The following is an 18,813-nucleotide window of genomic DNA, read 5'->3' as shown; positions in this document are numbered from 1 at the left end:
AAAAATAATGATTGGTTATATTAAGGGGACAGTTACTAATATTGCAATAGATTGGTGTTTTGTTGAAACAAATGGTATTGGCTATCGAATTTTTATTTCTAATAATACCAGAAATAAATTAATAAAAGAGGCTGAGGTAAAACTTATAACATATTTAAATGTCAGAGAAGATGCGATGCAACTATATGGGTTTTGTAAAGAAAGTGAATATGATTTATTTTTAAAGCTAATAGCTGTTTCTGGAATTGGTCCGAGAGTCGCAATGGGAATTTTATCAGCAATATCTCCGGAGGATTTATGTTCGGCGATACGGTTTAAGAAAACTACGGCATTGACTAAACTGCCAGGAATTGGCAAGAAAACAGCGGAACGTATTATTTTGGAATTGGCTGATAAAGTTGGTAGTGCGGAAGATGAGTTTATTGATGAAATAAACATTACTACTGAAAATAATGATGTTATGGGTGAAGCGATAGAGGCTTTAGTGGCGTTAGGTTATGGTCAAAATGAGATTATGCCAATCCTGCGTAAAATCAAAAGTTTTGATAAGGTTGAAATTGTTATAAAGCAAGTCTTAAAAGAAATGGCCGGAGGTAACAATGGAAGATAGAATTATAACCGGTGATGAACAGGAAATAGATACTTGGCAGTATAGCTTAAGACCACGAAAATTAGTTGAGTATATTGGACAAGATAAAGTAAAAGAGAATTTGGATATTTTTATTAAGGCGGCGTTATCTCGTCGCGAAGCGTTAGATCATGTTTTATTATATGGGCCACCGGGATTAGGCAAAACGACATTAGCTGCCATTATTGCCAATGAGTTAGGTGTTAATTTACGAATTACTTCCGGCCCGGCAATTGAACGTTCCGGTGATTTGGCGGCACTATTAACAAATTTAGGGGAAAATGATGTTTTGTTTATTGATGAAATTCATAGACTGTCACGAAATGTAGAAGAAGTTTTATATTCTGCAATGGAAGATTTTGCACTTGATATTATTATTGGTAAAGGGCCAAGTGCCAGATCAATTCGTCTTGACATTGCTCCCTTTACTTTGGTTGGTGCAACTACAAAAGCGGGAGCGTTGGCAGCACCGTTAAGAGATAGATTTGGTGTAGTCAGTAGGTTAGAGTATTATCAACCGGACTCGTTAGTGCATATCATTAAACGTGCGGCGGAAATATTGGAGATTCATATTGAAGAACGTGGAGCTTGGGAAATAGCGAAACGATCAAGGGGGACACCGCGAATTGCCAATAGACTATTAAAAAGAGTGAGAGATTTTGCGCAAATATCAGGTGATGGTATTATTACCGATGAGCTGGCCGATAAGGCCTTACAAAGATTAGAGGTTGATAAATTGGGCCTTGATAATACCGATCGCATTATGTTATTAACTATTATTAATAAGTTTGATGGTGGACCGGTAGGCTTGGATACATTAGCGGCAGCTATTAGTGAAGAAACTGATACGATTGAAGATGTGTATGAGCCGTATTTATTGCAATTAGGGTTTATTAATAGAACCGCACGCGGTAGGGTTGCGACAACTGCTGCTTATGAACATTTGGGTGTGCCGATTAAAAAAGAAGACTAAAGGTGATTTAATGAAGATTTTACTGCATTTATGTTGTGGTCCTTGTGCAACTTTTCCTGTTAAATTTTTAAGAGAAAATAATCATAAAGTTGAGGGTTATTTTTATAATCAAAATATTCATCCCTATAAAGAGTTTAAAAAGAGACTGAATACTGCCAGAGAGTATGCTGAAAAAGTTAATTTGAAATTAATTGTTGATAATAGCTATAGACTGGAAGAGTTTTTAAGTAAGGTGTTAACTGAACCTAATGGTCGTTGTTACTATTGCTATGAAAGTAGATTGATGTTGGCGGCTAAAGTTGCTAAAGAATATAATTTTGAAGCTTTTTCCACGAGTTTGTTAGTCAGTCCTTATCAAAAACATGAAATGATAAAAACTATATGTGAAAAGGTTGCGGAAATTGAACAAATTCCATTTTTTTATTATGATTATCGAGAAGGTTGGGCAGAGGGTGTAGAAATTAGCAAAGAGTTAGAGCTATATCGTCAGCCTTATTGTGGGTGTATTTTTAGTGAACGAGATCGCTATCAAAAGATTAAGAAAAAAACTGACTAAGGGGAAATATTATGAAACAGAAAATTTTAATAATAGCATTGCTGTTATGTAGTTTTTTTACAGGAATTTCAAATGCAGCACCTCTTTCTAATGATAATATAAAAAATGAACCGCTGATTAGGGTGGGCTTATGGACGGGACAAACCAGTGTTTTTGTTTCAGCGGATGATAAATTTTCAATTATTGATAAAAGTAATAGAAAAACCATTGCAACATATGAAGCGAAAACAAGAGTTATTGTCTCGATAAAAGCAGGAAAAATTTATTTAGATAGTAATAAGTGCGAGAGCAATAATATTGAAGTAGTATTGAAAAATTATTCTGAAGATAAAAGTATCGAAGTGAATCGAAAAAATTATCGTGGTAATATTGAGATATCTAATAATAAGGGTTTGGCGGTAATAAATATTTTGCCATTAGAAGAATATTTATATTCAATAGTCGCAGGAGAAATGTCGCCATCTTGGCCTCAAGAGGCATTAAAAGCACAGGCGGTAGCGGCTAGAACCTATGCTCTAAATGAAATCAACAAACATGTTAACGAAGGGTTTAATGTTTGCCCCACTACACATTGTCAAGTTTATGGTGGCAAGAATGTTGAAGATATAAGGGCAATAACAGCGGTGGATGATACTAAAGGGCTGGTGCTCTATTCTAATGGTAAACTTATTACCGCTGTTTTTCATAGTGCGTCTGGGGGCTACACTGAAAATAGTGAAGAGGTCTGGGGGTCTTATTTGCCTTATTTAAGGGCGGTGCCGGATTATGACCAAAATTCACCAAATTATAAATGGGAGAAAAAACTAACAGCATTAGAAATTCAGCAAAAAATTATTGCTGCGGGATATAACATTGGAAAGCTTCAGGCGATTGAGATTTCACCTTTAAAAAGTTATGGTAAAAATAGTAATGATCGAAGTGCGGTCGGCAGAATAAAAAATATTAGCTTTATAGGTGATGCTAATACGGTAATGCTGTCAGGGGCGAAGGCTAGAACAATTTTAGGGTTAAATAGTACGCTGTTTGATATTAGTATTGTTGTGCCGGCAGATAAAGAAATTGATGTTAATATTGGACAATATAGTAAAAAAACTATTAAGGTTAATATGCCTGATTATAAATTAAAAGGATTAGTAACTGATAAAGATAATATTAGAAGAATAACCGGCAGAAATGGTGAAATTGTTGATTTTTCTGGTTTTGGCTGGGGGCATGGCTTAGGCTTATCGCAATGGGGTGCAAAACAAATGGCGATGAATGCTAATCCTAAAGATAATAATTACTTTAAAACAATATTAAAGCATTATTATCAAAATGTTGAGATAAACAAGTTATATTAAGAAGGAGAATTTAATGCAATTAAGTGATTTTGATTATTTTTTGCCAGAAGAGTTAATCGGACAAACACCTTGTGAACCACGGGATCATTCTAGATTAATGGTTATGAATAAGTATGATGGCAATATTGAACATAAAAAATTTTATGATTTACTGGAATATTTACAAAAAGGTGATACATTGGTTTTCAATGATACGAAAGTGATGCCGGCAAGGTTACTAGGTAGTAAAAAAGGTTCCGGTGGCAAGGTAGAGGTGTTTTTATTAAATCGTCAAAAAGGCGATGAATGGGAAGTTTTAGTTAAGCCTGGTAAAAAAGCTCGGATTGGTGCTAAGATAGTTTTTGGTGAAAATTTAGAGTGTGAAATTATTGATAATACTGACTTTGGCGGACGGATTGCAAAGTTTAATTATCAGGGGATTTTTGAAGAAATTTTGGATGAATTAGGAGAAACTCCACTGCCGCCATATATTAAAGCACATTTAAATAATAAGGAGCGGTATCAAACTGTTTATGCTAAAGAAAGTGGTTCGGCTGCTGCGCCGACGGCGGGACTACATTTTACTAAGGAATTATTGAATAAATGTCAAGCTAAAGGGGTAAATTTGGCGTTTGTGACTTTACATGTAGGGTTAGGAACTTTTAGGCCTGTTAATGTTGAAGAAATAACGGAACATAAAATGCATAAAGAGTATTATGCAGTGTCACAAGAAACAGCGGAAATTATCAATACTGCCAAGCGTAATGGTAATAGAGTTATTGCAGTAGGAACAACGGCGATTAGGACATTAGAATCAGCTAGTACAACGGATGGACTACAAGCAAAAAGTGGTTGGACTGACATTTTCATTTATCCGGGTTATCAGTTTAAAATCGTTGATGCGATTATCACTAATTTCCACTTGCCGAAAAGTACATTGTTAATGTTAATCAGTGCTTTTGCTGGAAAAGAAAAAATTTTACAAGCTTATCAAGAAGCGATTAAAGAAAAATACCAGTTCTTCAGTTTTGGTGATGCAATGTTTTTGAATAATCAAAAATAAAGTATAAAACAGAAAAACTTTGCGAATAATTAAGTTTGTTCGCAAGTTTTTTTATTTTATGATAAACTTATAAAGTATGTTTATTTTACAATTACAATGTTGATATAGATATCGGCTTTTTATTTTGGGAGGTTTAAATTTTGGCAGTTAAGTATGAATTAATAAAACAGTGCTCTAAAACAGGGGCTAGAGCAGGGCGTTTACATACGCCGCATGGTGTTTTTGATACCCCGATTTTTATGCCGGTGGGAACACAAGCTACCGTTAAAGCAATGTCACCGCATGAACTTAAGGAGATGGGTGCCGGAATAATTTTGAGTAATACTTATCATTTATTTTTGCGTCCGGGTGAAGGATTAGTAAAAGAAGCCGGCGGTTTACATAAGTTTATGAATTGGGATGGCGGAATTTTAACTGATAGTGGTGGATTTCAAGTTTTTAGCTTAGGGCCATTACGTAAAATAACGGAAGAGGGTGTGACTTTTCGCTCTCATATTGATGGTTCAAAACAATTTTTATCACCGGAAAAAGCAACGCAAGTTCAAATGGATTTAGGCTCTGATATTATTATGGCTTTTGATGAATGTGTGCCATATCCAGCTGATCATGATTATGCAAAAAAATCGACAGAGCGTACTACCAGATGGGCAGAGCGTTGCAAAGAAGCTCACACTAGAACAGACCAAGCTTTATTTGGAATTGTGCAAGGTGGGATGTATAAAGATTTGCGGTCAATGAGTGTAAGAGATTTGGTTTCTTTAGATTTTCCTGGCTATGCTGTAGGCGGACTAAGTGTAGGTGAACCTAAACCATTGATGTATGAGATTTTAGAACATACCGTACATCAATTGCCTTATAATAAACCACGCTATTTAATGGGTGTTGGAACGCCGGACTGCTTAATAGAAGGTGTAATGCATGGGATTGATATGTTTGACTGTGTCTTTCCTACTAGAGTAGCTCGTAATGGTACAGTAATGACTAGTACAGGAAGATTAGTTGTGAAAAATGCTGAGTATGCTAAAGATTTTCGACCGATTGATAGTGAGTGTGGCTGTTATACTTGTCGTAATTTTTCGCGAGCTTATGTTAGACATTTGCTGAAAACAGAAGAAATATTTGGATTGCGACTTACGACTACTCATAACTTATATTTCTTATTAGATTTTATGAGAAAAATGCGTCAGGCTATTATTGATGATTGTTTTGTAGAGTTTAGAAGTGACTTTTTAGCAAAGTATGCTAAATAAAAAGGGTTTTTTGATAATTTGGCGAACTAAATTATGTTAGCTTAATAAAAAATAGGAGTGTTGAACAATGAATTTTTCACCAGAAATGACTCAAATGCTTTTTTCTTATGGACCAATAGTGTTCATGGTGTTAGCGTTTTATTTTATGTTATATAAACCGCAAAAACAAGAGCAAGCAAAAAGACAAGAAATGTTAAGTAATTTAAAGATTGGCGATAATGTTGTTACCTTAGGCGGAATTTATGGCGTTATTACCAAAATAGCTGATAATACTTTAGAAATAAAGATTGCCGATAGTGTGGAAATTAAAATTGCTAAAACGGCGGTTAATAAAGTTAATGTTGAAGAGTAATATGGATTTTAAAGTAGCGATTCTTCAACAAAAAAAAATGTTACGCAAAGAAGTTCTATCTAAAAGAAGAGCTTATAACCAGAATGAATTAGCCATTCAAAGTAATAATATTTGTCAAAAGATAATCAAAATGCCGTTGTTTGAGTCTAGTATAAATATTATGGTGTATTTAGCGATGGCAGATGAAGTTAATATTGATAATTTAATTAAAGATTGTCTTAATAAGTGCAAACTGGTTGTAGTGCCGGAAGTAGTTGATGAAACAGGCATAATGAACGGTGCTATTTTAAATGACTGGAAAGATCTTAGAATCGGTAGTTTTGGGATAAGAAGTGTTAAAGATGATAACAAAGAATATATAGCTCCTGATAAGCTCGAGGTTATAATAGTTCCGGCAGTGGCATATAATAATTATGGAGCGAGACTAGGGATGGGCAGAGGTTTTTATGATAGATTTTTAGCTCAGTGCCCTCAAGCGATTAAGATTGGGGTAGCATTATCTTGTCAAATTATTACAGAAATACCTAGTGAGGAACATGATATCTTAGTGGACTATGTTGTTACTACTGATGGTATAGTAAATTGTAAAACAGGCAAAATGTGCTAAGACATTTTGCCTGTTTTGTGATGGTAGGGAGTAGTATGGAAGTAAAAGTTAGTATAGCACAAACAAATAAATATGCAGTATCACACTGTGGCGATAGTGTTGATGTAGTAGAGCGCCCACAAGGTGGTGTTTCTTTAGTCTTAGCAGATGGACAAGGTAGTGGCAAGTCTGCGAAAACGACTAGTAGTGTTGTTGTTAACAAGGCGATTACGTTAATAGCAGACGGTACTAGAGATGGAGCGGTAGCTCGTAGCGCACATGATTATCTGTATGTATTAAAAGATGGTAAAGTTTCCTCAACATTGACGTTGATCAGTGCAGACTTTGCGACTGATACAGTGGTAATCAGTAGAAATTCAAATTGCCCGGTTATTATGAAGGATGAATTTGGGATAACTTTTTATGATGAAAGTGTTAATTCCATTGGTGTTCACCGTAGTATGAAACCGCTGATGTATCAAGTGCCATTAATGCCTGGTTCAATCTTTATTTCTTACACTGATGGAATTCAAGCTGCCGGTAAGAAATACAGTAAAGAAATTGATATGGAATATATAAAAAAAATAATAGCAGAAAACTCAGTTGATGATACCGCATTTATTGCAAATTCTATTTTAGAATATGCACTTAGTTTAGATCAAAATAGAGCCGGTGATGATATGACTATTGCAGTGATGAGTATCAGAAAAAAAACAAGTGATAATAAAATAAAATATGTAAATGTTTCCTATCCTTATTAAGGGGGTATTATGATAGTTGTTGTAGTTGGTGTTTGTGGCTCGGGAAAGACAACATTAGTGAAAAATTTACAGAAAAATGGTATTGATGCGTATAATGTTGCACAAGAACATTCTTGCATAAAGCAGCTTTGGAAGCATAAAAAGCCTGATAAAGTTATTATGTTAGATGCATCATATGATGTTATTCAACAAAGACGTGGGGTATTATGGGGACAGGAAACATTGAAAGAGCAGCATCAGCGCTTGCAAGATGCACTTAATAATAGTGATTTATTGATAAAAACGGATGATTTAACAATTGCCGAGGTTTCTGATACTGTTTTAAAGTTTCTGCAGCAATAATGGTTAAATTATTTAATTATTATAAAATATTTAAACTATGAGGAGGATTAATAGTGAGAAAAAATGTTTTTGCTAAATTAATGGCGATAGTTATTGTAATAATTGCGGTTTTCGCTTACCATATTTTGCCACTGGCACATTCTATTAAACAAGGGTTGGATTTACAAGGTGGGACTCATGTTGTATTGGAAGCAATTGATACGCCTGAAGCACCTGTTAATGATGATGCGGTAAATCGGGTTGTGAAAATTATTGAACGTCGTGTTAATGAATTGGGCTTAACTGAACCAATCATTCAGCGTGAAGGTTCAAGAAGAATTATTGTAGAATTACCGGGCGTAAAAGATCCGGAAAAAGCGATTGAAATGTTAGGTAAAACGGCAATGTTAGAGTTTAAAGATGAAGCCGGTGTCACAGCTTTGAATGGAACTGACTTAAAAGATGCTCATGCACAAATAGATCAAGCTAATAAAAACTTGGTAGCACTGGAATTTACGGAAGAAGGGGCACAAAAGTTTGCTGATTTAACGACAAAAAATATCGGTAAAAAAATAGCGGTATTATTAGATAAAAAAGTTTTGACAAATCCAACTGTTAACGAACCGATTACTGGTGGTAAAGCGGTGATAACTGGTTCGCAAACGATTGAAGAAGCGCAGAATTTAGCAATTCTAATGAGATCAGGATCGCTACCGGTTAAGGTTGATATTGTTGAAACGAGAACAGTTGGCCCAACTTTAGGGCAGGATTCTAAAGATAAAAGTGAATTTGCCTTTATGGTAGGAATTGGTGCGATTATAATATTCATGTTAGCTTTTTATCGCTTATCCGGTTTAATTGCCAATGTAAGCTTAGCATTATATGTATTAATGTTACTATTCTCATTAAAATTATTGGATGCAACTTTAACTCTGCCGGGAATTGCGGGTATTATTTTATCAATGGGGATGGCGGTTGATGCCAATGTCTTAATCTTTGAAAGATTCAAGGAAGAGTTTCGTAATGGCAAAACTTTGAGAAATGCGATGGATTCAGGGTTCTCCAGAGCTTTTGCGACGATTCTAGACTCAAATGTAACTACTATTATTGCGGCAGTAGTATTGTTTTTCTTGGGAAGTGGCCCAATTAAGGGCTTCGCTATTACCTTGGGCTTAGGGATTGTGTTAAGTATGTTTACTGCAATCACAGTTACACAATATTTATTAAAATTATTAATAGGTTCAAACTTATTTAAAAACAGTAAATTTTTTGGAGCTTAAGGGGTGAAAATAGTGAAGAATTTTAATATTATAGGCAAAAGAAAAATATGGTATATGTTATCATTGTTATTTATCATTCCTGGAATTATTTCAATCTTTGTTCAAGGATTTAATTTAGGAATTGATTTTACCGGTGGAACTATTGTTGAATTAAAATTTGCTAAACCTGTAACGGTATTGCAAGTTAGAGATACTTTAAAGGATTATGGCTTAGAAAATAGTACTATCCAATTAGCAGGAAAAGAACATATTGAAGCATCGGAAGATGTTTTTGTTAGAACTACAATCTTACCAGATGAGACAAGACGAGCAGTACTAGATGGGATGAAAGAAAAATTAGGTGAATATCAAGTTTTAAGAACAGAAAAAGTCGGTGCGGTAATTGGCTCAGAGTTAACATTAAAAGCGGTGTTAGCGATGCTGATATCTTGGGTTATCATAATAATGTACATATCATATCGCTTTGAATTAAAGTTTGCATTGTCAGCGATAGCAGCTTTATTACATGATATAATAATAGTTATGGGTGTATTTTCGCTATTACAAAAAGAAATTGATGGCTCGTTTGTAGCAGCGATTATGACTATTATTGGATATTCAATTAATGACACAATTGTAATTTTTGATAGAATTAGAGAAAATTTAAAACTACACTTTAGAAAAGGTGGAGACTTAATTGAATTGATAAACCATAGTATTATGCAAACTATGACAAGATCGATTTATACTGTTTTAACGGTACTATTTACTGTTGTTTCCTTATTTGTTTTTGGAGGCGAAACTACGAAAAATTTTGCTTTAGCGTTATTGATTGGTATCTCTTGCGGAGCGTACTCATCAATTTTTAATGCTAGCCCACTATGGTATGATTTAAAAAGAATGGCTGATAAAAAAGCAAATTAACATAATTTTATAATTTAGATTGAAAGATGGATTTATTTAGGGTATGCTTATTTTGTATTAATAATTAGGAGTGTTTTTATGTATAGCGAATTAACAGAAAAATTTATAAAAACTGAACGAGTTTTTTCAGGAAGTGTACTTAAATTAAATGTTGATACTATTGAATTGCCTAATGGTAATCAGGCGACAAGAGAATGGGTGGAACATCCAGGAGCGGTAGCAGTTGTTCCGCTTTGTCCTAATGGAAAGATTGCGTTAGTTAGACAATATCGCTACCCTATTAATGCGGTTACTTTAGAATTGCCGGCGGGGAAACTCGATGTTGAAGGTGAAAGTATTGAAGAGTGTGCACGTCGAGAATTACAGGAAGAAACTGGCTATATTGCAGGCAATATAAAACATATAATTTCTATTAATACTACTCCGGGGTTTACTAATGAAGTTATTCATATCTATGTTGCAGAGGACTTAACTCGTGGAGAACAATCACCGGATGAAGATGAATTTATCAATGTTGAACTTTATACGCCAGGAGAAATAAGTCACTTAATTAAAGATGGTGAGATTAATGATGCAAAATCATTAATTGGTTTATTAATGGCAGGGATAAAATAATAACTTTCTTGAAAAAGAGGGATAATATGTATAACAGAGTATTTTTAATTGTCATGGATAGTGTTGGTATTGGTTATTTGCCGGATGCTGATAAATATGGTGATGTTGGATCAAATACTTTGGTGAATATAGCTCGCAGCAAGTGCGGGCTATTTTTACCTAATTTAGAAAAATTGGGGTTAGGATTAATTGATGATATTGAAGGGGTAAAAAAAGTAACTAAGCCGAGTGGTTGTTATGGAAAAATGGCAGAACTTTCTGCAGGGAAAGATACTACCAGTGGACATTGGGAAATGGCGGGATGTCCTTTATTTACTCCATTTCCGGTCTATCCACAAGGGTTTCCCCAAGAAGTTATTGATAAATTTAAAGCGCTGGTGGGCAAAGATATACTAGGAAATAAAGTTGCTTCAGGGACAGAAATAATCAAAGAATTGGGACAAGAACATATTGAAACGGGAAAACCGATTATTTATACTTCGGCTGATAGTGTGTTTCAAATTGCGGCACATGAGGAAGTTGTGCCACTGGAAGAACTTTATAAGATGTGTAAAATTGCAAGAACGGAAGTGTGCATTGAAAAACATGCGGTAGGAAGAATTATTGCTAGACCATTTATTGGAGAAAACGGGAATTTTAGTAGGACTACTAATCGCCATGATTATAGTCTATTACCACCGGACCAGACGGTGTTGGATTTGTTAAAAGAAAAACAATACGATGTAGTAGGCATAGGGAAAATTTCTGATATCTTTGCACAACAAGGCTTAACAAAATCATTTAGTACAAAATCAAATTCAGAAGGAATGGCAGTGTTAAAAAATTTAACAACACAAACTAATATAAAAGGTTTAATTATGGCTAATCTAGTAGAGTTTGATAGTTTATATGGACACAGAAATGATGTTGAGGGCTATGCAAAAGCGTTAGAATTATTTGATAAGGAGCTTGGGAGTTTGTTGCCAATGCTAAAAGCTGATGACTTATTGATTATTACGGCTGATCATGGTTGCGATCCTACTACGGCTTCAACTGATCACTCGCGCGAGTATGTTCCGTTATTGCTTTATAATGAGCATTTGCAAGGCAAGAATTTGGGAACTAGAAAAACTTTTGCTGATGTAGCGGCAACAATTGCTACTAATTTCAACCTGAAAAAAATGAAATATGGTGAAAATTTGTTGTAGTAGTAGGAGAATGAAATGCGAATAATAGATATTATTGAAAAAAAACGCGATAAAAAAACTCTAACCGAAGCTGAAATAAAATTTGTTGTTGAAGGCTATACTAAGGGTGAAATACCAGATTATCAAATTTCAGCATTACTGATGGCAATATATTTAAATGGTATGAATTATGAAGAAACGGCGGTCTTAACTATAGCAATGGCTAATTCCGGTGAGATTTTAAACTTATCGACTGTAGAAGGGATAAAAGTTGATAAGCATAGCACTGGTGGTGTTGCTGATACTACTACCTTAATTTTATTACCGCTAGTCGTTGCTGCCGGTGCTGTTATGGCAAAAATGTCAGGACGAGGGCTGGGGTTTACTGGAGGAACTATTGATAAGTTAGAGTCGATAAAAGGGTTTGATACTGCAGTGTCATACGAGAACTTTATTAAATTACTTAAAGAAAACAAAATGGCTTTAAGTGGACAAAGTAATTTAATTGCACCAGCGGATGGGAAACTTTATGCACTAAGAGATGTCACAGGAACTGTTTCATCAATACCACTAATTGCCTCTTCCATAATGAGCAAAAAAATTGCTGCCGGAGCGGATAAAATTGTCTTAGATGTAAAAGTTGGTAGTGGTGCATTTATGAAAGATTTAGCTGAAGCAATTAAATTAGCAACCTATATGGTGAAAATTGGGCAGTTGGTCAATAAGGATACAAAAGCCATTTTAACTAGCATGGAAGAGCCATTAGGTTATGCGATTGGCAATAGTATGGAAGTTAGAGAAGCTGTTGAGGTTTTATCAGGAAAAGTTAGTGGTAAATTGAAGGAAGTAACTCTGTGTTTAGGTGCTAACATTTTACAAATGGCAGAAATTGAAACTAATTATGATAAAGCGGTAGTTTTATTAGAACAATTAATTGATGATAAAATAGGCTTAACATTCCTAAAAAAATTTATTACAGCACAAGGTGGTAATGCTCACGTTGTAGATGATATTTCACTATTACCACAAGCTAAATACAAAATTAATGTTTGTTTAAAAGATAGTGGTTATGTTGAAAAAATAATAACAGCAGAAATTGGCAAAGCCGCAGTTATTCTTGGTGCAGGCAGAGAATATAAAGATCAAGCAATTGATTTAGCTGTTGGTATTAATATGTTAGTGGAAATTGGTGATGCGGTAAAGGCTGATACTGCAGTTGCGGTTATTGAAGCTAATGATTTAGTTAAAGCTGAATTGGCAAAAAATATTATTCAAAATAGTATAAAATTAAGTAGCAATTTAGTATTAAAACCAAAATTAATTTTAGGTGTTGTGGATAAAGATGGCTTTAAAGAACTTTGATAATATTTTTACAATTAGTGAGTTAGCAAAAAATGATAGTGAGATTATTGAAAATATTTTATCTGGTAAAGAATTTAGAATAGAGCGAATTATTAGCACTGGTCAAATTTCTGACTGGTTTGATCAAGCTGATAATGAATTGGTAATGTTATTGCAAGGTAGTGCTAAAATAGAGTATGAAACAGGGCTGGTAAGGATAGTTAGTGCTGGAGATTATTTTGTGATAAAAGCGCATGAGAAACACAAAGTTAGTTATACTTCAGAAAATCCACCGTGCATTTGGTTGTGTATTTTTTATAAATAAAAGCTTTTTGGTGATATTATCACCGAAAAGCTTTTAAATTTTTGATACATTGTAACAAGGAGTTAATTATGTTGATTGATGATTTAAAAACGATAATTCCATTTTGGAATAAATTAAATAATGAAGAGCAGAGTTTAATAATAAACAATACTAAAGAGGTAACTTATGACCGAAAAAGTAATGTTCATGGTGGTAGACAAGAATGTACAGGTTTTATTATTGTAAAACAGGGCTTGTTGAGAGGGTATATTCTTGGCGAATCAGGAAAAGAGTTAACGCTATATCGGTTAACGAAAGGTGAAATGTGTATTTTATCGGCTAGTTGTATTTTGCAGAATATTAATTTTAATATATTAATTGATGCTGAAACTATTTCGCAAATTTATATAATCAATCCGAAAGCCATTGACCAGTTGCGACAAAATAATGTTATTGTTGATAAATTTTTAGCGGAGCTTATCAATCAGCGATTTAATGATGCGATGTGGCTGATGGAACAGTTGATGTTTAGTAAAATGGATCAGCGTATTGCATTGTTTTTACGGAAAGAATTAGAACTGCATCAATCTATGGAATTAAAATGTACTCATGATGATATTGCGAAAAATATTGGTACGGCTCGTGAAGTTGTTTCAAGATTATTGAAATATTTTCAAGAAGAAAATATTATAAATGTCAGCAGAGGTAAAATTAAAATTTTGAACAAAGAAAAACTAATTAATTATAAATAATGGAGATTAATATGTGGAAAAAATATTCATATTTTGTATTGTTAACTTATTTGCTAGTTGGATTTTGGCTTTGGCCACAGGTTGGGGTAATAGCGTTAGTATGTATGGTCGCACCGATAGTGTTAGCATTTAAATATGGTCGAAAGTGGTGTGGTAGTTATTGCCCGCGAGGAAGTTTATGGGATAATGTTTTTGCAAAAATTAATGATAATAAAAAAATTCCGAATTGGGCCAAGAATAAATATTTCAGAATATTTATGGTTGGACTTATTTTCACAGTGTTTTTTTATCAAATGTATTTTGCAGGCAGTGCTGTGGATAAGATTGGGATGGTGTTTTTGCAAATAATTTTCATTACTAGTATTATTGGTGTAGTTTTGGGGTTATTTTATAATCCTAGAACTTGGTGCAGTTTTTGTCCGATGGGGAGTATTGCTGGATGGGTTAGTGCTATTAAAAGACGTAAAATGGACAATGAATGTATTAGTTGTCAAAAATGCGTAAAAATATGTCCGATGCAAATTATATATGAACCACAGAAAGGCTATACTATTGAAAGTAAAGATTGCTTGCAATGTGATAAATGTATAGAGGTCTGCCCGAAAAAGGCTATTACTTGTGAAGACTGCTGAGAGTGGTGAATAGATATGAAAGTAAATTTAGGTTATGTAGCGATAGCTCTTAATTTAGCAGATGGTTCGCCGAATAAAACCGTAACGTATAGTAATTTAAAAAAAATTCCGGAAAATGATTGGCCTAAAAAACTTTACAATATTGCCAAATACAATATAGACTGTCAAAAAAGAATTTTTGAATATAACATAGCCAATGATATCAAGGTTTTTCGCATGACGTCTAGACTAATTCCGTTGGCAACTCATGAAAGTACCTATCACTGGGATTATATTAATGATTTTAAAAACGAATTGGAACAACTAGGAATTTATATAAGAACCCATAAAATTTTAATTAGTGCACATCCAGATCATTTTACATTGTTGAATAGCCCGAAAGAAGAAGTTTTAAAGAATAGTATTAAGGATTTGCAATATCATGATAATTTATTTACTGCGATGAACTTACCGGAAGCTAAATTGGTTATACATGTTGGTGGCGTTTATGATGATAAAAAAAGTGCCATAAATCGGTTTATAGAAAATTTTGAGTTATTGCCGACTAAATTAAAAAAACGAATTGTTTTAGAAAATGATGATAAAAGCTATACGGCAAGAGATGTTTTGAAAATATGTCAAAAACTTTTTATTCCGATGGTTTTTGATGTACATCATCATTTTTGTCATAATAACGGTGAAAATATAACAATGTTATGGCGCGAAATTAGTGAAACGTGGGGCAATGATAATCCTAAAATTCATATTTCTAGTCCTAAAGATAGTAAAAACATTAGAGCTCATGCTGATTTTATAAATAGTGCTACCTTGCTAGAATTTTTGAAGGTTGCTAAAAACAATAATAAAGAACTTAATGTAATGATAGAGGCTAAACAAAAAGACAGAGCGTTGCTATTTTTAGCTGAAGCTCTAAAAATTAATAAAGAAGTTGAATTTTGTGATAAAGCTTCGTTTATAATATAAAATAACTGTCGCTATATATTTTGTAGTATAGAAGTTGTTTTTGCTTTTAAATATATAAAAATAATCTAGATTTTTTGTTATAATATTATATAGTTTGAAATAATATAAATTTTGTTTGATAAAATTAAAATGAAGAGGGTGAATTTCATGAAAAAAAATATCCTTATAATTTTGACTTCGCATGAAGACCTTGGTGATACAGGGGAAAAAACAGGATTTTGGCTGGAAGAATTAGCAGCTCCATATTATGTTTTTGTCGATGCTGGAGTAAAGGTTACGCTAGCTTCACCCAAAGGTGGCAAACCACCACTTGATCCTAAAAGTAATGAAAGTTTAGCACAAAATGATTCAACACGTAGATTTGAACAAGATCAGGAAGCAATGACCTTATTAAATAATACAAAAAAACTTAATGAAATTTCGCTCAGTGACTATGATGCGATTTTTTATCCTGGAGGACATGGTCCGCTATGGGATCTTGCTAATGATGAAATATCACAGTTGTTGATAGAAAGTGCAATCTTAAATAATAAACCGGTGGCCGCAGTCTGCCACGCTCCGGCCGTTCTTCGCCATGTTACAATCAATGGTGTTCATTTGGTTAAAGATAAAAAAGTTACAGGTTTTAGTAATAGTGAGGAAGAAGCTGTAGGTTTGAGTAAAATTGTTCCGTTTTTAGTCGAAGATATGTTAAAAGAAAATGGGGGAATTTATAGCCGTGGCCTAGATTGGAAATCATATGTAGTATCTGATGGGCTCCTTATTACAGGACAAAATCCAGCATCTTCAGCTAAAACTGCGCAGGAATTGTTATTAGCAATTAAGTAAAAGAAGTTATTAAAAGTTTAATAAAAAAACCTCTCTGTAGTTACAGAGAGGTTTTTGCTGTAAAATCATTCCAAGATATTGCCATCAGGAGTTATTGTGATAACTTGCCAAGGGATGATTTTTTCGCTGTTTTTTAAAGCGGTTGTTACGGCGTTAACAATTCCGCCACAACAAGGAACGGACATTTTAACAACGGTTATGCTTTTAATATTATTATAGCTTAAAATGGCTGAGAGTTTTTCCGCATAATCACCGTCATCTAATTTAGGACAACCGATTAATGTGATTTTATTATTCATGAACTTACTGTGAAAATTGCCATAAGCATAAGCGGTGCAATCAGCGGCAATCAATAGTTGGGCATTATTAAAATATGGAGCATTGGGCGGAACTAGTTTGATTTGAACCGGCCACTGATTTAATTGAGAAAAATCTTTGGTAGGAGACTCTGTTGTAATATTATTTTGGTTTATTTTTTTTGCTTGCGAACTGGGACAGGAAAAACCAACCGATTTTTTAGTTTGACTTTCTTTAGCTTTTTGAACAGCGACATCATCATAGGGTAAGGCTTCTCTTTTCTCAAAAGATATTGCGCCGGTCGGACAAGCTGGCAGACAGTGTCCAAGACCATCGCAGTAATCATCGCGAATCAATTTTGCTTTACCATCAATCATTTTTAAAGCCCCTTCGTGACAAGCATTAACGCAGAGGCTACAACCATTACATTTATTTTCATCTATTTTTATTATTGTTCTAATCATAATATTTTCACTCCAATTTATTAGAAATTTTATCTTCTGCCATTATAATATTATAATTAAATCTTGCTGTATGTTGCACTTGCAACAAAACGATAAAGAAGAAGTAATTTTAGTGTATAATAAATATTGTTAAATAATATAAAAGGGGTTTTCAAAATGATTTCTTATAATTTTTATAATCCAACAAAATTAGTTTTTGGTGATAATACTATTAAGCAAATTGGGAGCTTGATTAAAGCTAATGGCTACAAAAAAGTCTTACTGATTGCCGGTGGCGGTTCAATAAAGAAAAATGGTGTATATGATGAGGTTATTAAATCTTTTCAGGAAAATGAAATAAGCTGGGTTGAAAATTGGGGTGTTAAACCAAATCCCAATTTGGATAAAGTTTATGAATGTATTGATTTAGCTAAAAAGGAAGACGTTGAGGCAGTAGTTGCTGTAGGGGGTGGTAGTGTTATTGATACAACGAAGATTGTTGCGGCCGGTGTTTATTGTGAGGATGTATGGAATGTTTTTGAACGTACAGAAAGAATAACAAAGGCTCTACCAATTTTTACGGTGCTAACTTTATCAGCAACGGCTTCAGAAATGAATTGTAGTGCGGTTATAACTAATGAACAAGAGCAGAAAAAATGGGGAACGGGACATCCGTTGCTATTTCCTAAAGTTTCAATAATTGATCCTAGTGTTCAAAACTCTTTACCATGGAATCAAACTGTTAATGGTGCACTTGATGCGATGGCTCATATTTTAGAATTTTATTTTATGGGTACATATGAAGAAACCGTTATTGCAGTAAATGAAGCGTTATTGAATAGTATTATAAAAGCGGTTGGTAAGTTGAAATTAAAAGAAGATGATAATATTAGTAGAGCTAATTTAGCGTGGGCGGCAACGATGGCGTTAAATGGTACTAGTGGAGCAGGGCTAAAAGGTGGAGATTGGTCTTGTCATGATATGGAGCACAGTATTAGTTCGTTATATCCTGCGGTAGCACATGGTGCAGGGTTAGGGGTATTGTTTCCGGCGTGGATGGAGTATGTAGTGAGAAGTAATCCGGTACAATTTGAACGATTTAGTAAAAATATTTGGCAATGTGATGAACTGGAAGATGCTACTGAAAAATTTAGAAAAACTATAAAAACGTGGCAAGGTGTGACTAAACTAAGAGATTTAGGTGTAAAAGAAGAAGATATTGAATTGTTAGCAAAAATGACAACAGCCAGAGGAAATATTGGCAGATTGCAGGAACTTAATCAAAAAGATGTAGAAAATATTTTACGTTCTTGTTACTAAAAAAATCCCAACTAAGTTTAACTTAGTTGGGATTTTAGCATTAATTTATTTCTTTAAAATTTTTGCTAAATCTTGATCAGCAGTGGAAATTGGTGAGACTTGGAAGTTTTCTACTAAGAAATTTAGAATATTAGGTGAGACAAAGGCTGGTAATGATGGG

22 protein-coding genes are annotated in these 18,813 nt (G+C 33.9%); 21 read left to right on the top strand and 1 reads right to left on the bottom strand.

Going from position 1 to position 18,813, the window contains the following annotated elements:
- Positions 1-7: 7 nt before the first annotated feature.
- The 20 genes from ruvA to KBI38_03765 all read left to right on the top strand — a co-directional run bounded on the left by ruvA (position 8) and on the right by KBI38_03765 (position 16,593).
- A complete protein-coding gene (ruvA, locus tag KBI38_03860; protein ID MBP8629203.1) occupies positions 8-610 on the top strand; it encodes a Holliday junction branch migration protein RuvA in 603 nt (200 codons plus the stop codon).
- Positions 600-1,601, top strand: coding sequence for a Holliday junction branch migration DNA helicase RuvB (gene ruvB, locus KBI38_03855; protein ID MBP8629202.1), 1,002 nt, complete (start codon positions 600-602; stop codon positions 1,599-1,601). The genes ruvA and ruvB overlap by 11 nt, the downstream gene beginning before the upstream one ends.
- A gap of 10 nt (positions 1,602-1,611) precedes the next feature.
- Complete coding sequence (locus KBI38_03850; GenBank protein ID MBP8629201.1) at positions 1,612-2,157, top strand: epoxyqueuosine reductase QueH; 546 nt, start codon at positions 1,612-1,614, stop codon at positions 2,155-2,157.
- Positions 2,158-2,168: 11 nt separating this feature from the next.
- On the top strand, positions 2,169-3,497 hold the full coding sequence (locus tag KBI38_03845) for a SpoIID/LytB domain-containing protein (GenBank protein MBP8629200.1): 1,329 nt from the start codon (positions 2,169-2,171) through the stop codon (positions 3,495-3,497).
- 13 nt (positions 3,498-3,510) lie between these two features.
- Entirely contained in the window at positions 3,511-4,539 is a 1,029-nt protein-coding gene (gene queA / locus KBI38_03840) for a tRNA preQ1(34) S-adenosylmethionine ribosyltransferase-isomerase QueA (protein MBP8629199.1), read from the top strand.
- A 140-nt stretch (positions 4,540-4,679) separates the two neighbouring features.
- Entirely contained in the window at positions 4,680-5,789 is a 1,110-nt protein-coding gene (tgt, locus tag KBI38_03835; GenBank protein MBP8629198.1) for a tRNA guanosine(34) transglycosylase Tgt, read from the top strand.
- Between the two features lie 67 nt (positions 5,790-5,856).
- Positions 5,857-6,141 carry a preprotein translocase subunit YajC gene (gene yajC / locus KBI38_03830; protein MBP8629197.1) on the top strand — a complete coding sequence of 95 codons (285 nt, stop codon included), beginning with the start codon at positions 5,857-5,859 and terminating at the stop codon, positions 6,139-6,141.
- A complete protein-coding gene (locus KBI38_03825; GenBank protein ID MBP8629196.1) occupies positions 6,128-6,748 on the top strand; it encodes a 5-formyltetrahydrofolate cyclo-ligase in 621 nt (206 codons plus the stop codon). The genes yajC and KBI38_03825 overlap by 14 nt, the downstream gene beginning before the upstream one ends.
- Before the next feature lie 35 nt (positions 6,749-6,783).
- Positions 6,784-7,488, top strand: coding sequence for a SpoIIE family protein phosphatase (locus KBI38_03820; GenBank protein MBP8629195.1), 705 nt, complete (start codon positions 6,784-6,786; stop codon positions 7,486-7,488).
- Between the two features lie 9 nt (positions 7,489-7,497).
- Positions 7,498-7,830, top strand: coding sequence for a hypothetical protein (locus tag KBI38_03815; GenBank protein ID MBP8629194.1), 333 nt, complete (start codon positions 7,498-7,500; stop codon positions 7,828-7,830).
- 80 nt (positions 7,831-7,910) lie between these two features.
- Positions 7,911-9,089 carry a protein translocase subunit SecD gene (secD, locus tag KBI38_03810; GenBank protein MBP8629193.1) on the top strand — a complete coding sequence of 393 codons (1,179 nt, stop codon included), beginning with the start codon at positions 7,911-7,913 and terminating at the stop codon, positions 9,087-9,089.
- 12 nt (positions 9,090-9,101) lie between these two features.
- Positions 9,102-9,992: a protein translocase subunit SecF gene (secF, locus tag KBI38_03805; GenBank protein MBP8629192.1), complete on the top strand. Its 891-nt coding sequence runs from the start codon at positions 9,102-9,104 to the stop codon at positions 9,990-9,992.
- Between the two features lie 78 nt (positions 9,993-10,070).
- Complete coding sequence (locus tag KBI38_03800) at positions 10,071-10,607, top strand: NUDIX hydrolase (GenBank protein MBP8629191.1); 537 nt, start codon at positions 10,071-10,073, stop codon at positions 10,605-10,607.
- Between the two features lie 26 nt (positions 10,608-10,633).
- Entirely contained in the window at positions 10,634-11,794 is a 1,161-nt protein-coding gene (locus tag KBI38_03795) for a phosphopentomutase (protein MBP8629190.1), read from the top strand.
- A 15-nt stretch (positions 11,795-11,809) separates the two neighbouring features.
- The gene (locus KBI38_03790; GenBank protein ID MBP8629189.1) at positions 11,810-13,135 is read left to right on the top strand and encodes a thymidine phosphorylase; all 1,326 of its coding nucleotides are present in this window, start codon (positions 11,810-11,812) and stop codon (positions 13,133-13,135) included.
- Entirely contained in the window at positions 13,116-13,439 is a 324-nt protein-coding gene (locus KBI38_03785; GenBank protein MBP8629188.1) for a cupin domain-containing protein, read from the top strand. Before KBI38_03790 ends, KBI38_03785 begins: the two co-directional genes overlap by 20 nt.
- A 68-nt stretch (positions 13,440-13,507) precedes the next feature.
- A complete protein-coding gene (locus KBI38_03780) occupies positions 13,508-14,170 on the top strand; it encodes a Crp/Fnr family transcriptional regulator (GenBank protein MBP8629187.1) in 663 nt (220 codons plus the stop codon).
- Entirely contained in the window at positions 14,170-14,802 is a 633-nt protein-coding gene (locus KBI38_03775) for a 4Fe-4S binding protein (protein MBP8629186.1), read from the top strand. The genes KBI38_03780 and KBI38_03775 overlap by 1 nt, the downstream gene beginning before the upstream one ends.
- Positions 14,803-14,817: 15 nt before the next feature.
- Entirely contained in the window at positions 14,818-15,765 is a 948-nt protein-coding gene (uvsE, locus tag KBI38_03770; protein ID MBP8629185.1) for a UV DNA damage repair endonuclease UvsE, read from the top strand.
- A 147-nt stretch (positions 15,766-15,912) separates the two neighbouring features.
- On the top strand, positions 15,913-16,593 hold the full coding sequence (locus KBI38_03765) for a type 1 glutamine amidotransferase domain-containing protein (GenBank protein ID MBP8629184.1): 681 nt from the start codon (positions 15,913-15,915) through the stop codon (positions 16,591-16,593).
- Between the two features lie 65 nt (positions 16,594-16,658).
- Here the strand turns inward: KBI38_03765 and KBI38_03760 are convergent, their stop codons facing one another.
- Positions 16,659-17,354 carry a 4Fe-4S binding protein gene (locus KBI38_03760; GenBank protein MBP8629183.1) on the bottom strand — a complete coding sequence of 232 codons (696 nt, stop codon included), beginning with the start codon at positions 17,352-17,354 and terminating at the stop codon, positions 16,659-16,661.
- A 156-nt stretch (positions 17,355-17,510) separates the two neighbouring features.
- On the opposite strand from KBI38_03760, the gene KBI38_03755 reads away from it, so the two are divergent.
- Positions 17,511-18,653, top strand: a complete 1,143-nt coding sequence (locus KBI38_03755) for an iron-containing alcohol dehydrogenase (GenBank protein ID MBP8629182.1) — start codon at positions 17,511-17,513, stop codon at positions 18,651-18,653.
- The last annotated feature ends 160 nt before the right edge of the window (positions 18,654-18,813 follow it).

The sequence above is a fragment of the Negativicutes bacterium genome, assembly GCA_018052945.1.
Classification (GTDB): domain Bacteria; phylum Bacillota; class Negativicutes; order JAGPMH01; family JAGPMH01; genus JAGPMH01.
Note: the sequence above shows the minus strand (reverse complement) of the source record. Positions and strands in the feature narration are given on the sequence as shown.

Excerpts from the sequence above, each read along its gene's own strand:
- ruvA (MBP8629203.1), top strand. The coding sequence starts at position 8 with ATGATTGGTTATATTAAGGGGACAGTTACTAATATTGCAATAGATTGG.
- ruvB (MBP8629202.1), top strand. The coding sequence starts at position 600 with ATGGAAGATAGAATTATAACCGGTGATGAACAGGAAATAGATACTTGG.
- KBI38_03850 (MBP8629201.1), top strand. The coding sequence starts at position 1,612 with ATGAAGATTTTACTGCATTTATGTTGTGGTCCTTGTGCAACTTTTCCT.
- KBI38_03845 (MBP8629200.1), top strand. The coding sequence starts at position 2,169 with ATGAAACAGAAAATTTTAATAATAGCATTGCTGTTATGTAGTTTTTTT.
- queA (MBP8629199.1), top strand. The coding sequence starts at position 3,511 with ATGCAATTAAGTGATTTTGATTATTTTTTGCCAGAAGAGTTAATCGGA.
- yajC (MBP8629197.1), top strand. The coding sequence starts at position 5,857 with ATGAATTTTTCACCAGAAATGACTCAAATGCTTTTTTCTTATGGACCA.
- KBI38_03825 (MBP8629196.1), top strand. The coding sequence starts at position 6,128 with ATGTTGAAGAGTAATATGGATTTTAAAGTAGCGATTCTTCAACAAAAA.
- KBI38_03820 (MBP8629195.1), top strand. The coding sequence starts at position 6,784 with ATGGAAGTAAAAGTTAGTATAGCACAAACAAATAAATATGCAGTATCA.
- KBI38_03815 (MBP8629194.1), top strand. The coding sequence starts at position 7,498 with ATGATAGTTGTTGTAGTTGGTGTTTGTGGCTCGGGAAAGACAACATTA.
- secD (MBP8629193.1), top strand. The coding sequence starts at position 7,911 with ATGGCGATAGTTATTGTAATAATTGCGGTTTTCGCTTACCATATTTTG.
- KBI38_03800 (MBP8629191.1), top strand. The coding sequence starts at position 10,071 with ATGTATAGCGAATTAACAGAAAAATTTATAAAAACTGAACGAGTTTTT.
- KBI38_03795 (MBP8629190.1), top strand. The coding sequence starts at position 10,634 with ATGTATAACAGAGTATTTTTAATTGTCATGGATAGTGTTGGTATTGGT.
- KBI38_03790 (MBP8629189.1), top strand. The coding sequence starts at position 11,810 with ATGCGAATAATAGATATTATTGAAAAAAAACGCGATAAAAAAACTCTA.
- KBI38_03785 (MBP8629188.1), top strand. The coding sequence starts at position 13,116 with ATGGCTTTAAAGAACTTTGATAATATTTTTACAATTAGTGAGTTAGCA.
- KBI38_03780 (MBP8629187.1), top strand. The coding sequence starts at position 13,508 with ATGTTGATTGATGATTTAAAAACGATAATTCCATTTTGGAATAAATTA.
- KBI38_03775 (MBP8629186.1), top strand. The coding sequence starts at position 14,170 with ATGGAGATTAATATGTGGAAAAAATATTCATATTTTGTATTGTTAACT.
- uvsE (MBP8629185.1), top strand. The coding sequence starts at position 14,818 with ATGAAAGTAAATTTAGGTTATGTAGCGATAGCTCTTAATTTAGCAGAT.
- KBI38_03765 (MBP8629184.1), top strand. The coding sequence starts at position 15,913 with ATGAAAAAAAATATCCTTATAATTTTGACTTCGCATGAAGACCTTGGT.
- KBI38_03760 (MBP8629183.1), bottom strand. The coding sequence starts at position 17,354 with ATGATTAGAACAATAATAAAAATAGATGAAAATAAATGTAATGGTTGT.
- KBI38_03755 (MBP8629182.1), top strand. The coding sequence starts at position 17,511 with ATGATTTCTTATAATTTTTATAATCCAACAAAATTAGTTTTTGGTGAT.